Annotated in this window: 11 protein-coding genes; 5 read left to right on the forward strand and 6 right to left on the reverse strand. The window is 61.9% G+C overall.

From position 1 onward, the window contains the following. Positions 1 to 197 precede the first annotated feature (197 nt). Both G3N95_RS25860 and G3N95_RS25865 read right to left on the reverse strand, forming a co-directional pair. On the reverse strand, positions 198 to 881 hold the full coding sequence (locus tag G3N95_RS25860) for a TetR family transcriptional regulator (protein ID WP_205972922.1): 684 nt from the start codon (positions 879 to 881) through the stop codon (positions 198 to 200). Positions 882 to 998: 117 nt separating this feature from the next. Continuing rightward, the gene (locus G3N95_RS25865; RefSeq protein ID WP_205972923.1) at positions 999 to 2276 is read right to left on the reverse strand and encodes an FAD-binding oxidoreductase; all 1278 of its coding nucleotides are present in this window, start codon (positions 2274 to 2276) and stop codon (positions 999 to 1001) included. Between the two features lie 341 nt (positions 2277 to 2617). On the opposite strand from G3N95_RS25865, the gene G3N95_RS25870 reads away from it, so the two are divergent. Beyond that, positions 2618 to 5677: a transglycosylase domain-containing protein gene (locus G3N95_RS25870; protein WP_205972924.1), complete on the forward strand. Its 3060-nt coding sequence runs from the start codon at positions 2618 to 2620 to the stop codon at positions 5675 to 5677. 798 nt (positions 5678 to 6475) lie between these two features. Here G3N95_RS25870 and G3N95_RS25875 read toward each other — a convergent pair. The 4 genes from G3N95_RS25875 to G3N95_RS25890 form a co-directional block, all read right to left on the reverse strand. Next, positions 6476 to 7699 carry an ROK family transcriptional regulator gene (locus G3N95_RS25875; RefSeq protein ID WP_205973010.1) on the reverse strand — a complete coding sequence of 408 codons (1224 nt, stop codon included), beginning with the start codon at positions 7697 to 7699 and terminating at the stop codon, positions 6476 to 6478. 30 nt (positions 7700 to 7729) lie between these two features. Next, a complete protein-coding gene (locus G3N95_RS25880) occupies positions 7730 to 8530 on the reverse strand; it encodes an ATP-binding cassette domain-containing protein (protein WP_205972925.1) in 801 nt (266 codons plus the stop codon). Between the two features lie 23 nt (positions 8531 to 8553). Further along, on the reverse strand, positions 8554 to 9543 hold the full coding sequence (locus G3N95_RS25885) for an ABC transporter permease (protein WP_205972926.1): 990 nt from the start codon (positions 9541 to 9543) through the stop codon (positions 8554 to 8556). A gap of 120 nt (positions 9544 to 9663) precedes the next feature. Further along, positions 9664 to 10692, reverse strand: a complete 1029-nt coding sequence (locus G3N95_RS25890; RefSeq protein WP_205972927.1) for a sugar ABC transporter substrate-binding protein — start codon at positions 10690 to 10692, stop codon at positions 9664 to 9666. A gap of 457 nt (positions 10693 to 11149) precedes the next feature. Here G3N95_RS25890 and G3N95_RS25895 point away from each other — a divergent pair, with 457 nt between their 5' ends. From G3N95_RS25895 to G3N95_RS25910, 4 genes are all read left to right on the forward strand, one after another. Beyond that, entirely contained in the window at positions 11150 to 12073 is a 924-nt protein-coding gene (locus tag G3N95_RS25895) for a YihY/virulence factor BrkB family protein (RefSeq protein ID WP_205972928.1), read from the forward strand. 244 nt (positions 12074 to 12317) lie between these two features. Then, positions 12318 to 14708, forward strand: a complete 2391-nt coding sequence (locus G3N95_RS25900) for an MCP four helix bundle domain-containing protein (protein ID WP_205972929.1) — start codon at positions 12318 to 12320, stop codon at positions 14706 to 14708. Between the two features lie 16 nt (positions 14709 to 14724). After that, positions 14725 to 15465 (forward strand): methyl-accepting chemotaxis protein, encoded by a 741-nt coding sequence (locus tag G3N95_RS25905; RefSeq protein ID WP_205972930.1) that lies wholly within the window; start codon positions 14725 to 14727, stop codon positions 15463 to 15465. After that, entirely contained in the window at positions 15462 to 16001 is a 540-nt protein-coding gene (locus G3N95_RS25910) for a hypothetical protein (protein ID WP_205972931.1), read from the forward strand. The genes G3N95_RS25905 and G3N95_RS25910 overlap by 4 nt, the downstream gene beginning before the upstream one ends. The last annotated feature ends 47 nt before the right edge of the window (positions 16002 to 16048 follow it).

The following is a 16048-nucleotide window of genomic DNA, read 5'->3' on the forward strand; positions in this document are numbered from 1 at the left end:
ACAGGGGCAACGCCAGCAAACCAAAGACATAGCGCGGATGCCGGCGCAAAAGACATAGCGCGGATGCCAGCGCAAAAGACATAGCGCGGATGCCAGCGCAAAAGACATAGCGCGGATGCCAGCGCAAAAAACCCGAACCAGGAAGGCACCGCCAGCAAAAAAAACCAGAATGACGACTAGCGTCGCAGACAAAAAAACTACTTCTTAACAAACCTCAAAGTAGCATCAACAATCATAGCGCGATGCCGCGCCCTCAACCTGATGTGAGACGGATCACGCCCAAACGCCGTACCGAAGGTATGCCGATTCGCGATCCGATGAAAGCACAATGAGCTAATGAGCAGATGGAGATCGATCGCATCGATATCCTCGCGAAAATCCCCCGACGCGACCCCTCGCGTCAATAGATCTTCGATAGTATGAATCACCGTCGCATTGCGATTCTTGAAAGTCTTCACCTGCTCGATATACTTCGCGCCGTGAATGTTCTCGATCGTCACGAGACGCACGAAATCCCGATGCTTGTCGTGATAGTCGAACGTAAACTCGACGAGACTGCGCAGCCCATCCATCGGGCTCATGTCGCTGACCTTCAGATCCTGCTCGAGCGCGCGAATGTCGCCATACACTTTTTCGAGCACGGCCTCGTACAACCCTTCCTTGCTGCCGAAGTAGTAGTACAGCATGCGCTTCGTGGTATTGGTGCGCTCGGCGATCGCGTCGACACGCGCGCCCGTCAGTCCCATCGACGAAAACTCCTGCGTAGCTACTTCGAGGATGTTGCGCTTCGTCTCTTCGGGATCGTATTTGCGCCGTGGTTCGGAGGTCTCGGTCGGGGTCTCGATTTGCTCGGGCACGGTTGCTCGGCTTCCCTTTTTCATTGTGTATTCCGGCGGCGATGACGTTTCATTCTAGCATGCCGAAATCGCCAGCCGGCGCGGCCTGGCGGCATGTCCGGACGTGCCGCCGGGCCCTCTCAGGCGTGCCGCGCAATCCGTTCAGTCCGGGCGCCGCGGACGGTCCGCGAGCGCGTCGCGTGTCTGCATCGCCGTGTAGGTCAGCTGCGCGGCGGCGAGCCCCAGCGCGCCGAACGTGTGCGTGAGACCGAACGATGCGAATGCGTCGGGCACGGGGCGTTCGCCCGCGATGGCGGCCGCCAGCAGTTCGCCCGATACCGTGGTCGGCGCCATCCCATGTCCGCCGAAGCCGACCGCGTACCAGACTCCGTCCGCGCTCTGGCCGATCTGCGGCATCTTGTGCCGCGCGTAACTCATCAGGCCACCCCATGCATGCTCGATGCGCACGTCGCGCAACTGCGGATACACCTTCAGCAGATCGCGGCGTAACAGCCGCGCAATGACTTCGGGCTCGCGTTCGAGAATCGAAATGCGACCGCCCCACAGGATGCGCGTGTCGGGCAGCGGCCGGTAGTAGTCGAAGGCGAAGCGCGTGTCGTACACGGCGGAAGGGCAGTCGATCGCGTCCGCCAGCCGCGCGCCGAGCGGCTCGGTCGCCATCACGTAGGTGGCGATCGGCAGCACCGCGCGCTCGACGCGCCGGTAGACGTTGCGCGCATAGCCGCCGCCCGCCATCACGACGTGCCGGGCGTCGACCGTCCCGTGCGCCGTATCGACCGCAAACCCCGCGCCTTGGCGGCGCAGCGACGTGACGGGCGACTGCTCGACGATCCGCACGCCGGCCGCTTCGGCGGCACGCGCGACACCGAGTACATACTTCAATGGATGAAAGTGAAATGCGTTGCGCTCGAAGAGTCCGCCGTGATAACGCGTGGTCTTCAGACGCGCGCTCAGCTCGGCGGCGCCCAGCGGTTCCCATTCGACGTCGAAGGCGTCCTTCATCAGGCGGCGCTGGCTGTCGAGCCGCGACGGATCGTCGAACCAGTTCGCGAGGATCACGCCCGCGTCGGTCGCGTCGCAGGCGATTGCGTAACGCTGGATCCGCGCGCGCATCAGATCGACCGCGTCGATGGTCAGCGCGTAGAGTTCGCGGGCACGCGCCGGCCCGAGAATCCGCAGCAGGTCCGCGCAATCGAGGCTGTAGCCGCCGAACACGAAGCCGCCGTTGCGCCCCGACGCGCCGTAGCCGACCTGCTTCGCTTCGACCACGACGACGTCCCGCACGCCGCGCTCGGCCAGTCCGAGCGCCGTCGACAGGCCCGCCAGCCCGCCGCCGACCACGCAGACGTTCGCGCCCAGCTGTCCGGTTAGTTCGGGGCGCAGGGGACGCTCGACGGTCGCTTCGTAGTAGCTATGCATGCGGTTTGGCACAAAGGCGCGTAGTGTTTCGGGGGCGCGGATATATTACGCAACTTCGCCTGCATGTCGTATCCGGTATTTCAGGGGTGGTTTCACGTTCGGCAAGCGTGCGCCGCAGGTTGCATCGGCATCGAATGCGGTCTGCTTTACCCGGCTGCGCGGGACTGCGCGTTGCAGTCCGGCAAAAAATGCGCGCTTGTCGTATCTCCGTGACGACTGTGTTGCGTGGCGTACTCACCCGCGCAAGTCCCGGCGATTCCGACCCTCGCAAACGCGCGTTCCGCGCTAGACTGACAGCAGTCGACGTGAATGTGGTTAGGCATCTGCAAGGAGACGCCGCCATGAATCGGCCACTACGGTTTCCGCTACGCGCAATCGGCACCACGCCCGTCTGGAAGTGGTTCAAGTGGCTCTTTTTCGCCGCGTTTCTCGTTGCCGTCGCGCTCGGCGTGCGTTTCATCCAGATCGAAATGGACACGTCGCGATTGCAGGCGCGCTATCTGTCCGAACTCACGCGCGACGTCGGCTTCACCGTGTCGGAAGGCCCGAGCGACAATATCCGCTTTCCCACCGACGGCCCGTACGACATCCGCCTTGGCTACGCCTTGCTACCCGCATTCGAACGGCGTTTGAAAGAGCGCGGGTTTTCGGTGGCATCGCAGGCACGCGATTCGGAACGGATGGCGTCGCTCGCCGACGACGGACTTTTCATTCCCTACGAAGAAAAGGATCAGGCGGGCCTGACGCTGTATGACTCGACGGGCACGCGCCTGTTCGGCTCGCAGTATCCCGCGCGCGTGTATGACGATTTCGAGGCGGTGCCGCCTCTTGTCGTGTCGGCGCTGCTCTTTATCGAAGACCGCCATCTGCTCGACACCGACGAGCCGAACCGCAATCCCGCGATCGACTGGGGGCGCTTCAGCCGCGCGCTGATGGATCAGGGGCTGCGGGTTTTCAACCATAGCCAGCCGCAGCCCGGCGGCAGCACGCTCGCCACGCAGATCGAGAAATTCCGCCATTCACCCGGCGGCCGCACCGCGACACCGAAGGAAAAGCTCCGGCAGATCGGGTCGGCGTCCGTGCGCGCGTACCTGGACGGTCCGCGCACGATGCCCGCGCGCCAGCAGATCGTCGTCCGCTATCTGAATTCGGTGCCGCTTGCAGCGCAGCCGGGTATCGGCGAAGTGAACGGCATCGGTGACGGACTCACTGCCTGGTACGGCCGCGATTTCGCCGAAGTTAACCGTGTGCTGAAAGCGCCGCCGACGCCCGAGAATCTCCCCGAGCAGGGGCTTGCGTTCCGTCAGGTGCTGTCGCTGATGATCGCGCAACGCGGCCCGTCGCATTTCCTGCTGCGCAAGAACGATGAACTCAATGCTCTGACGGAAAGCTATCTGCGGATCTTCGCGACGAACGGCGTGATCACGCCGCAACTGCGCGATGCAGCGCTCGCGCAACAGCTCGTGCTGACACGCTCGAAGCTCGCGACGCCCGAGGGCTCGTTCATCGAACGCAAGGCGGTGACGTCGTTGCGCACGCATCTGCTGTCGTCGCTTGGCGTGTCGAATCTGTACGATCTCGACCGGCTCGACGTTCGCGTCACGTCGACGATGAACAACAAGGTTCAGCAGGCCATCAGCGATCGCCTCGCTGCTGCCACGACGAAGGACGGCGCGCAGGCAGCGGGACTGTACGGCTTCAACATGCTGCAGCCGAAGGACGATCCGTCGAAGATCGCCTTCAGCTTCACGCTGTTCGAAAAGCGCGACGGCGCAAACCTGTTGCGCGTGCAGACGGACAGCGTGAACCGCCCGTTCGATATCAACTCGGGCGCACGCCTGAATCTCGGTTCGACGGCGAAGCTGCGCACGATCATCACGTATCTGCAGATCATGTCGGAACTGCATGCGCACTATGGTCAAATGAGCGTCGATGAACTGCGCGCGGTGAAGCCCGAGCGCGAAGACGCGTTGACGCGCTGGGCCGTCGATTATTTCATGCACACGAACGACCGCTCGCTTCCGGCGATGCTCGATGCGTCGGTGGAGCGCAAGTATTCGGCCAATGCGGGCGAAACGTTCTTCACGGGCGGCGGCGCGCAGACCTTCACGAACTTCGAAGCCGACGAGAATTCGCGCATTCTCACCGTGCATCAGGCTTTTCAGCATTCGGTGAATCTGGTGTTCGTGCGGCTCATGCGCGACATCGTCCACTACGAGACGATCAAGACGTCGGGCCCGTCGTCGCAATGGCTCAGCGATCCCGACACGCGCAAGATGTACCTGACGCGCTTCGCCGATCAGGAAAGCCGCGTATACATGAACCGCTTCTACACGAAGTATCACGGCAAGACGCAGGACGAGATGCTTGCCGTTCTTCTGCATGGCGTGCGCAAGTCGCCGCCGAAAGTAGCGACCGTCTTGCGCAGCGTGCGGCCCGATGCACCGCAGGCGTGGTTCAACGAGCAGATGCGTGCGGCGCTGAAGAACACGCCGAAAGCGAATCCACCCGACGATGCGCTCGCGGAGCTTTATGCGAAGTACGCGATCGACAAATTCAACCTGAACGACCGCGCGTACATTTCGAGTGTTCATCCGCTGGAACTGTGGCTTGTCGATTATCTGCGGGAGCATCCTGAGGCAAGCGCGAACGATGTAATGGAGGCAAGCCACGACGTGCGCGCCGAATCGTACAAGTGGCTCTTCAAGACGCGCTATCACGCCACTCAAGATCGTCGCATTCGCCGTATGGTCGAGCAGCATGCGTATGACGCGATCGGCAAATCGTGGCAGGCGCTTGGCTATCCGTTTGCGCATTTGACGCCTTCGTATGCGGCTGCGATTGGAGCATCGGGGGATCGGCCGGCGGCGCTGGCGCAGTTGATCGGTGTGATTGCGAACAAGGGGAATCAGGCGCCGACGCAGAGCTTGAGCGAGCTTGAGTTCGCGAAGGGCACGCCATATGAAACGCGCTTCGTGCGCGCAACGCCGCAGCCGAGCGAGGCCATTTCGCCGGAGATTGCGCGGGTCGCGCAGACCATGATGCGCGATGTCGTTGCTGGGGGGACGGCTAAGCGCCTTGCTGGTGGGATGACGTTTCCGAACGGGACGACGCTCGAGGTTTATGGCAAGACGGGGACTGGGGATCAGCGGCTCAATATTTACGCCAAGGGGCGGCGTCTGATCGAGTCGCGGAAGGTTAATCGTACGGCGACGTTTGTTTTTGCTATTGGCGATCGGTTTTTTGGTACTTTGACTGCCGTCGTGCATGAGCCTTATGCCAAGCGGTATGACTTTACCAGTGCACTTGCAGTGCAATTGCTGAAGTCGATGGCTGCTGAGTTGCAGCCGTTGCTGGATCGAGATTCCGATCAGGGTGGCAGTTACACTGCGGCTAGGTAGGTTTTTTGCTGGCGAGCGCCTTTTTTTCGCTGGCATCCGCGGTTTCCAGCGCTGGCATCCGCGCTTTCGTAGTGGTAGTTCATGCGTTGCCCCTGTGCGGGGCGGCACTTACTTTCTTTGCCGCCGCAAAGAAAGTAAGCAAAGAAAGCGGGCTAACCCCGCCAGTGCTTGTTCCTGCCTGCGGGCCCCCAACGGGTCCCGCGCTCCAGACGGCATCGCGCTATTTCATGCGCGTTGCCAGCGTGCTAACTGCACGCCTCACCCACTTCCCACTCCGGCGTCACGCTCCGCGTTGCCAGAAAGTCCACCGCCGCCCAGGTGGCAAACTGTGTGTAGCTTGTCGCATCGCATGCGTTGGCGATTCTACGACACCGATCCGCTTTTCGGTCCGGAGTGGTGCACTTCCAGCGCGACGGCCTACACACAGTTTGCCACCTGGGCGGCGGTGGACGGTTGCTAAGGCAGTTAGTGACGCGGACGTGTGAAGAGGGTGATGCATGCGGTTAGCACGCTGGCAACGGGCATGGAATAGCACGTTGCCGCGCGAAGGACGGGGACGTTGGGGCTCCTGGGCAATCAAGTGGGCTAGCGGTGTGAGCGGCTTTCTTTTGCCTACTTTTCTTTGCCGCTGCAAAGAAAAGTAGGTGCTGCCCCGCACAGGGGCAACGCCTGCAAACCAGAAGCAAAGCGCGGATGCCAGCGAAAAAACCCCCAACCAAAGTCAAAAACAGCGACTAGCGTCGCAGACAACAAAAAAGCCCAGGAATGGCGACTAGCGTCGCAGACAACAAAAAAACCTCAAACGACAACACCCTCGGCAGGCTTCAAAAAAAGCTCATGCACAGGCGCAAAGTGCGCATATAAAGGCAAAATCGCGCCGCCCATCGCGCGGGCATCGGCACCAATGGTGCCTTCGAGCAACTGAGGCCTGACAATCCCTTCCCACTCAAAAGAATCGAGCACCCGCTCGGTGCGACGAATAATCTCGCGCACGAGCTGGCGATCAACTTCGCCGTCAATAACGACGGCCTCAAGATCAAGCAAAGCAGCAGCATTAGTCAACGCGCCGGCAATGGCAGGACAAGCAGTATCGAGCCATTGCTCGGTAAGCCGCCACAAATCAGCCGACAACGCCCGATGATCATGCGCCGCGGCAGCCGGCGCCCCTGCATCGACGAACAGCTTCTCGAGCACGAAGCCCGACGCCGCATGCAGCAACTGTCGAGCAGGCTGCCGCGCGTTGCCGCTCATGATCGGAATCGAGCCGACCGCACCCGCGTTGTCGTGCGGCCCGCCATGCAGGCGCCCATCGATCACCAGCCCACCACCGATGAACGTGCCGACGAACAGATACAGAAAGTTGTGGATGCCCCGCCCCTGGCCCATCACGAGTTCGGCGGCACACGCGGCCGTCGTGTCTTTCGCGAACTCGATGGGCAAGCCCGTCATCGAAGCGATGCGAGCGCGAATGTCGATGTCGTTCCATGCATCCAGCGCTTCGGGCGGCGCGCCCAGAAAATCGCGCCAGCCGCCAAGCCACAGCGGCGCGGCAACGCCCATGCCGACCACTTTCTCGCGCCGCGCGCCGAGCGCATCGTTGATGCGCGCGAGCTTGCTGTCGAGCGACGCAAACAGCGTGCGCGGATCGGGATACGCGTACTCCTGCACTTCACGACAACACACGCGACCAAGAAAATCCATCGCGAGCACGTCGAGACTGCGCCGCCCGACCTTCACGCCGATTGTGTACGCGCCTTCCGCACGCAACGCGATGGGCACGGAAGGCTGCCCGATGCGTCCGCGTACGCGCGCCTGTTTCTCCAGCAGGCCGTCGTCGATCAGCCGCTCGACGATCATCGACACGGTCTGCATCGACAGGCGCGTGAGCCGTCCCACGTCGGCCTTCGGCAAAGGTCCATGCAAACGGATCGCCTGCAGCACGATGCGTTCGTTGAACTGCCGCATGCCGACCTGGTTCGAACCGACCGTGCGTTTGAGCGGTGAACGAGTACCCGTATCCATCGACGTATTCTGGCTAGTGGTGCTCATGCATCACGCGATCGCTCGCACATCGGCCTGCTTCGCGCCCGTCATGATCGCAACGGCATCCGACATGTGGATGTCGTTCTTGTTCACGAGCGCCGCACGCCTGCCGAGCCGCTGAATATGAATGCGGTCCGCGATCTCGAACACGTGCGGCATGTTGTGGCTGATCAGAATGACGGGCAAGCCGCGATCGCGCACACGCCGGATCAGTTCGAGCACCATGTTGCCTTCCTTCACGCCGAGCGCCGCCGTCGGTTCGTCGAGAATCACGACGTGCCGCGCGAACGCCGCGCTGCGCGCCACCGCGACGCCCTGGCGTTGACCGCCCGAGAGCGTTTCGACGGCCTGACGCATCGAACGGATGCCGATCTGCAAGTCCTTCATCGCGTTGGTCGCTTCATCGAGCATGCGGCGCTTGTCGATGATCTTGAAGATCTTGCCGCGCCAGCCCGGCTTCACGAGTTCGCGTGCGAGGAACAGGTTCTCCGCGATGCTCATCGCGGGCGCAACGGCGAGATCCTGATAGACGGTTTCGATGCCTTGCTGGCGTGCATCGATCGGGCTGCGGAACTTGACGGGCTTGCCGTCGAGCAGCAGATCGCCTTCATCGGGGACCAGCGCGCCGGACAGCGCCTTGATCAGCGACGACTTGCCCGCGCCGTTGTCGCCGATCACGGCCATGATTTCGCCCGGCATTACTTCGAAGTCGCAGCCGTCGAGTGCGGTGACCTGGCCGTAGCGCTTGATCAGTCCACGTGCTTGCAGAACAGCGGTCTTGCCGTTGGCGGAAGAGGGGGATGTCGACATGACAGGCTCCTTCAGATATCGAATCAACGTGCGCCACGGCGCGACAGCTTGTCGGCGGCGACTGCGAGAATCACGAGAATGCCGGTGATCAGCACCTGGTACACCGACGACACACCCATCAACGTCAAGCCATTGCGGAACACGCCGACGATCAATGCGCCCAGTAGCGTGCCTGCAATCGAACCGCGTCCGCCGAACAGGCTCGTGCCGCCCAGCACGACAGCCGTGATGCTGTCGAGGTTTTCCGTCTGGCCCGCTTGCGGATCGCCGACGCCGGTACGCGACACGGCCAGCAGCGCGGCGATACCGTAGATCGCACCCGACAGCGTGTAGACGGTGATCAGGATGCGTTGTGCGGAAAGACCCATCAAACGCGCGGCTTCGGGGTTGTTGCCGAGTGCGTAGAGATGCCGGCCGGGCACGGTCTCGCGCAGCACGAACCACGTCGCGAGATACATCAGCAGCGTGAGCACGGTGCCGTACGTGACGGTTGCCGGTCCGAGATTGAACGTGTTGCCGAAGAACATGATCGCGTCGGGGAGATTCGATACGCTCTCTGCGTTCGAATAGATCTGCGTGACGGCGAATGCGATATTCAGCGTGCCCAAGGTGACGATGAACGCGGGCAGCTTGATGCGCGTGATGAGCACGCCATTGAGCAGGCCGAACAGCGTGCTCGCGCCGACGCCGCATAGGATCGCGATCACGGGCGGCACGCCCATCACGACGGCGAACTTGGTCATCACGATCGAGCCGAGCGCCATCACCATCCCGCACGACAGATCGATGCCGCCCGTCAGCACGATCAGTGTCTGGCCGATCGCGATGACGGCGACCACCATCGTTTGTTGAAGGATCAGCGACAGGTTCTGGAACGATAGAAAGCGGTTGCTCTGCGAGATGAAGAAGATGCACGCGATCACGAGTGCGATCAACGGGCCCGCTTCTGCAAGCGTCGGCAGATGATCCGCGAACCGGCGGTGGCTGTGAGCGGGAACGGAGGGAGTCGACATGATGTGTTTCCTCGAAGCGATGCATGATCCGCACATGGCGAAGTTCATGCGGGAGAACTCGCGGAGATGCGCGCCGTGCGCATCTCCGTTTGCTGCACGATTACTGCATCAATTGCGCGCTTACTTGTTGCCCCAACAGTTGTCGAGGCCGAACTTCGTGTCCTTGCTGTCGACGCCGGATTGCGCCTTGTCGGTGATCAGCGTGACGCCCGTGTCGTGATAGCCGGTGGCCTTCTTGCCCGTCTTCGCGTACTCGACGCCGGCTTCGACGCCGAGCGACGCCATCTTCAGCGGATACTGCTGCGACGTCGCGGCGATCGCGCCTGCCTTCACGTTGCGCACGCCTTCGCAGCCGCCGTCGATGGACACGATCATCACGCTCTTGTCCTTGCCCGCGCTCTTGAGCGCGCGATACGCGCCCGCTGCGGCCGGCTCGTTGATCGTGTAGACGACGTTGATGTCGGGTGACTTCTGCAGGCAGTTTTCCATCGCCGTCTGCCCCTTCGACTGATCCCCGCGCGTGTCCTGGCTGCACACGATCGACGGATCCCCTTCCTTCACGCCCATGCCCTGCAGGAAGCCGTTGTGACGCAGCACGCCGACGGAGACGCCGGGCGCGAGATCGAGCGTCGCGATCTTCGCGGGCTTGCCGCCGAGCGCGGCCTTCGCGTACTGGCCGATCAGCACGCCCGCCTTGAAGTTGTCGGTGGCGAAGAGGGCGTCGGTTGCGTCCTGCGGATCCGTCGGCGTGTCGAGTGCGATCACGAGCGCGCCTGCCGCGCGTGCCTTCTTGATACTCGGCACGATGGCCTTGGTATCGCTCGGCGTGATCAGGATCGCCTTCGCGCCCGCCGTGATCATGTTCTCGATGGCCGTGACCTGCGCCGCGTTATCGCCGTCGAACTTGCCGGCCGCCGTCAGCAGCTTCGCGCCGTCTTTCTGCGCGGCGGCTTCCGCGCCTTGCTTCATCTTGACGAAGAACGGGTTGGTGTCCGTCTTCGTGATCAGGCCGACGACGGGCTGGTCGGCGGCGAGACTCGTGCCGGCGCACCACAGCGCGGACGCCGCGATACACGCAGCGGCAACGCCCTTGGCGACGGGCTGCAGGTGGGACGCGCGGCGCTGTGGCCTGCGGGAAATCGGGTTCATGGGACGCTCCTCCGGATGATTGGCAACGACGTTGTCTTCGGCAGTCGATTCAGCGGCTTGCGTGTGCGCTGATCGCGCCTTCTTGTGCGTTTGCCGGACATCGGGATGCCGGCGACGCGGGCCTTACTAAATCAAGTTGTTTTAGTTAGTACAGCAGCGACGCTCTCGAAAATCAAGGCCGGGTTTTGATGCGGTGCATGCAGAGCGGCGTCGATGGATGGCGCGCAAAGCCATGCCAGGAAAGGGTTTCGGCTGCTAATACGGGCGTTTTCCGGGGGCGCGCGATTGGGGTAAATCAGGAGTGCGTCCATCCGTCGATTAAGTTCTTTTGATCTGGTAATGAGCAAATGATCTGCTAATTTGAATTTTTGCTTTCAGTATTGGCAGCGCCGTCGGGACCGCTGCTTGCTCTATCGTTGCCGAGGGTCCGAGCGCAACGACGCGAGCGGAGGTGGACGTGGAGAGCGTGAAGAGGGCACGAAATCGGTCGAACAATCGCGCGCTGGTTTTCGTCGCTACGCATCCCGCGCGGTTCGCGCTACAGGTCGTCAAGGCCTTCCGCAGGAACCAGGGGCTGCTGCTCGCGGGCGCGATTGCGTACTACGCGCTATTGTCCATCGTGCCGCTACTGATTCTCGTCGCGATCGCGTTCAGTCATTTTGTGGGCGAGAAGCTCTTGCTCGATACGCTGACGCGTCTGCTCGAATGGCTGGTGCCGGGGCAGTCTCGTGCGATCGTCAACGAGCTGGCCAACTTCCTTGCGCATCGCTCGGTGATCGGCTGGTTTCTCGTCGTCACGATGATCTTCTTCAGTTCGCTCGCGTTCACCGTGCTTGAGAATGCGCTGTCGATCATCTTCGTGCATCGCGTGGCGATCCGGCGCAGGCATTTTCTTCTGTCGGCGATCCTGCCGTATCTGTTCAGTCTGTCGCTCGGTATCGGCGTGCTGCTCGTCACGCTCGTGTCGAGCAGTTTGCAGGCTATCGCGAGCGACAGCGTCGTGCTGTTTGGTCACGCGATTCCGCTGACGGGTGCCACGCGCGTCGTGCTCTATCTGTTCGGTCTCGCCGGCGAGATCTTCGTGCTCACCGCGATCTATCTGGTGATCCCCGCAGGCCGCACGACCTTGCGGCACGCGCTCTTCGGCGCCGTCGCGGCGGCCGTGCTATGGGAAGTCACGCGGCGTGTGCTGGTGTGGTACTTCGCGACGCTCTCGCAGGTGAGCGTCGTGTATGGGTCGCTGACGACGGCGATCGTCGTGTTGTTTAGTCTTGAAGCGCTGGCCACGCTGATGCTGTTCGGCGCGCAGCTGATCGCCGAATACGAGCGCCTCAATGCGAGTCCGAAAGAGCCTGCCGCTCAGCCGTTCGTCACGAGCTAGATAAGGACAAGAAAGAACATGTCGGGGCCGCATCGTAAGAATGCACGCCGGTTAACGGCAGTGAATGCGCGAACTTTAGCCTCGTTAGCGGACATGTTCTATTGTGCCTTTCAATCAGCAGAAGAATGCGCGGCGGTCACAGCTTCGTCATGAGCCGCCGACGATAATCCCGTCGCCCGCCAATTTGACAAATCAGAGCGGGCAGCACTGCCGCATAGCAGTGACAGACCACGGGGAATACCACATGACCATCCGTCACCGCATCACTCTACTGGTGGTGTTGATGCTGGTCGCCTTGTCGGCGATCGGTGGATACGCTGTCTATCAGACTCGCGGCAGTGCCGCCGACGTCAAGCAGGTTACGCAGGGCGTCGTGCCGAGCGCACTGGCTTCCGCCGATCTCGTCTCGCAGGTCAAGGACGTGCAGCTCGCTACGATGACGCTCGTCTACGCGCCCGACGCAAACATGGTCGAGCAGGCGCAAAAAGAACTCGCGACAAAAGAGAAGTCGCTGAGCACGGCACTCGACGTGCAGGCCAAAGCCGCCGCGAGCCATGCGCAGGAAGGGCTCGTCACGCAGGCCCGCGACAGCCTCGCGAACTACTTCTCGGCGATCAACGACACCGCGAAGATGAAGGCCGAGGGCAAGAACGATCTCGCGCAAGCCTATCTGTTCGCGAACGTCGCGCAGTATCGCGACGAACTGGAAGGCATCGTCGAAACGTTGCGCATCGAGAAGAACCGCCAGAAAGACGAAGCCATCGATGCGCTCAACACCGGTCTCGCGACGACGACGACGGCGATCGGCAGCGCCTCGGGCGCAGCGATTCTCGTGCTGATCGCGATCGGCTTGCTGCTGTACCGCCAGATCACGCGGCCGCTGTCGCGCATGCAGGAAATGATGAGCGAGATCGCATCGAGCCAGGATTTCACCCGCCGCGTGCCCGTGGGGCGTATGGATGAAATCGGCCATTCGATCGTCGCGTTCAACGGCATGATCGAAAAGATCCAGCAAAGCTCCGCGCAGCTCAAGCAGAAAACAGCCGACATTCAGGCGATGTTGCAGAACATGCAGCAGGGCATTCTGACCGTCGTCGACGGCGCGGTGATTCACTCGGAGTACTCGGCTTATCTGGAAGCGATCTTCGAAACGAAGGACATTGCGAACCGCTCGCTGATGGATCTCGTGTTCGCGGGCAGCGACCTGGGCTCGGATACGGTGTCGCAAGTCGAAGCGGCCGTGCTCGCGTGTATCGGCGAAGACAGCATCAACTTCGAATTCAACCAGCATCTGCTCGTCAACGAATTGACGCGCGAGATGCCCGATGGACGCGAGAAGACGCTCGATCTGAGCTGGTCCGCGATCACCGACGAAAGCGACACGGTGATGCGCCTGATGCTGTGTGTGCGTGACGTGACGGAGTTGCGCCAGCTTGCCGCCGAAGCGGGCGAGCAGAAGCGCCGCCTCGAAATGATCGGCGAAATTCTCGCGGTCAACGAAGAGAAGTTCCATCATTTCGTCGACAGTGCGACGGGCTTCATCAACGAGAACGAGCGCATCATTCGCCAGCACACGCAAGCCGACGGGTCGGCCGTTGCCGAACTGTTCCGCAACATGCACACGATCAAGGGCAATGCGCGAACCTATAGCCTTCAGCATCTGACCAGCATCGTTCACGAAACCGAGCAGCGTTACGATGCGCTGCGCCGTCCCGAGTCGGCGCACGAGTGGGACCAGGAACAATTGATGGCCGAGCTGGCGCGCGTGAAAGATGCGCTGCAGCACTACGCGACGATCAACGAAGTGAGCCTCGGCCGCCGCAAGGCGGGGCGTGTCGACAGCGCGGAACGCTATCTGGTGGTGGACCGCGAGCACATACAGGAAAGCCTGCGTCTGCTCGATGCAGCGAATCCCGCCGACATGCGCGATCTGCTGATGGCGCGCGATTCCGTGCGCAGAACCTTGCGTCTGCTCGGCACCGAGAAGGTGGAAGACGCGCTCGCGGGCGTGCTTCAATCGCTGCCGTCGCTGGCCGCCGAACTCGGCAAGGCAGCGCCCGCAGTGCGCATCGACGACAACGGTTATCGCATCCGCTCGCAAGCGGGCACCACGCTCAAGAACGTGTTCATGCACCTGCTGCGCAATTCGGTCGATCACGGCATCGAGTCCATCGAACAGCGCGTCGAACTCGGCAAGCCGCATGCGGGCGTGATCGATATCGAAGTGGGCGTCGCGGAAGGGGCGTTGCAGATCACGCTGAGCGACGATGGACGCGGCCTCGCGCTGTCGCGCATTCGCGGCATCGCCGCCGATCGCGGCTGGCTGCAGCCCGATTCGCAATTGAGCGACGAAGCCGTGGCGGAGTTCATTTTCCGTCCTGGCTTTTCGACCGCGCAGAACGTGACGGAAATCTCGGGTCGCGGCGTCGGCATGGACGCAGTGCGCGATTTCATCCGGCGCGAAGGCGGCCGCATCGAGTTGCGCTTCACGGACGATCATTCGGGCGCGGACTTCCGCCAGTTCCAGGCGATCGTTTATCTGCCGGAGAATTGCGCGGTGGATAGCGTCGGCACGTCGATGCAGGACGCCGCTAAGACAGTGAGTTCGATTCAGGCGAACGCACATTTCGAATAGCACGACGGGGACAGTTGTGGTCGATCAGTATGTGATTGCGGCAGCAGTGGCGGGCAGCGCGGTCGGTGCGCTGGCGGCTGTGTTCGCGCATCGGTGGTGGTATGGACGAAGGTCCGTCGCGCAGCAGGCGACGGCGCTCGACTCACAGAACAAGGCGCTCGCGCAGGCCGAAGAGCGGCACGCGGCCGAGATACGCCGGCACGAGCAGCAGGCGCGCGAACTGCATGCGCTCGTCGAGACCTTGCGCGGCGACGTGGCGCAGCAGTCGTCGGCGGCGGAGGAGGCGCGAACTGCACTGCATGCATTGCAGCAGCACAAGGACGAATGGCTGCAGCAGGCCACGCGCCTTGCGACGGAAGCGGGACGTCTGCGGCATCTGTCGGCCACGTTCGAACGCTGGCATGAACAGATGATCTCGCTGATGGCGCAGAACCACGACATGCACGCGAAGAACAATGAGCTGTCGTCGATCGTGCGTCATGTGCTGATCGTGTCGCTGAACGCGTCGATCGAAGCCGCGCGCGCGGGTACGGCGGGGCGCGGGTTCTCGATCGTCGCAAGCGAAGTGCGCACGCTCGCGGCGCGCTCGCAGGAACTGTCGAAGAGCTATCACGACAGCCTCAATCGCAACGACCTCATCACGACGGCCACGTTTCAGGACATTCAGGCAGGCGGCAAGATGATTGCAGCGTCGCTGGCGAGCGTGGAGTCGCTTGCCGGTCAGATTCAATCCCGGTTAGAGCAGGCGTCGACGTGATCAGTCAGCAAGCGAAAGACAGTATCGAGCGGATCTTCATTCATTCCGCGCGCGCGCGTTTGCCGATCGATTCCGCCGACGCGTGCGATATCGAATCGCTCGATACACAGCATGCGAATGAGGCGCTGGCGGCCCATATCGTGGTGTTGACCATTTCGTCGATCGCCTTCCGCTTTCTACTCGTGCTGCATTTCGACGACGACCAGACGACACGCGATTACTACGTGCGCGAGTCAGAAGGTCGTTCATTGGCGGACGCACTGATGGAAGTCGGCAATCTGTGCTGTGGCGCGATCAACCAGAAGTTGGTCGAGTTCTTTCCGGATCTCGGCATGTCGACGCCGTATCAGCTTAGTGGTGCGTGCGTGCCGTATCTGACGGAGTTGAAGCCTGACTATCTCGCGGCCTTTCGCGTGAGCATCGGCGCAAACGTACAACTGGGCGCGACGCTGTGCGTCTGCGCAAGCTCGCCAGTCGATTTCTTCGCGCATATCAACGAGGCCGAAGAAAGCACGGGCGAACTCGAACTGTTCTAACGTGCTTCAACACTCTTGAACGCTTCTGACGCAACGCGCAGAAAGCG

This window comes from Paraburkholderia sp. Tr-20389, assembly GCF_017104565.1.
GTDB lineage: Bacteria > Pseudomonadota > Gammaproteobacteria > Burkholderiales > Burkholderiaceae > Paraburkholderia.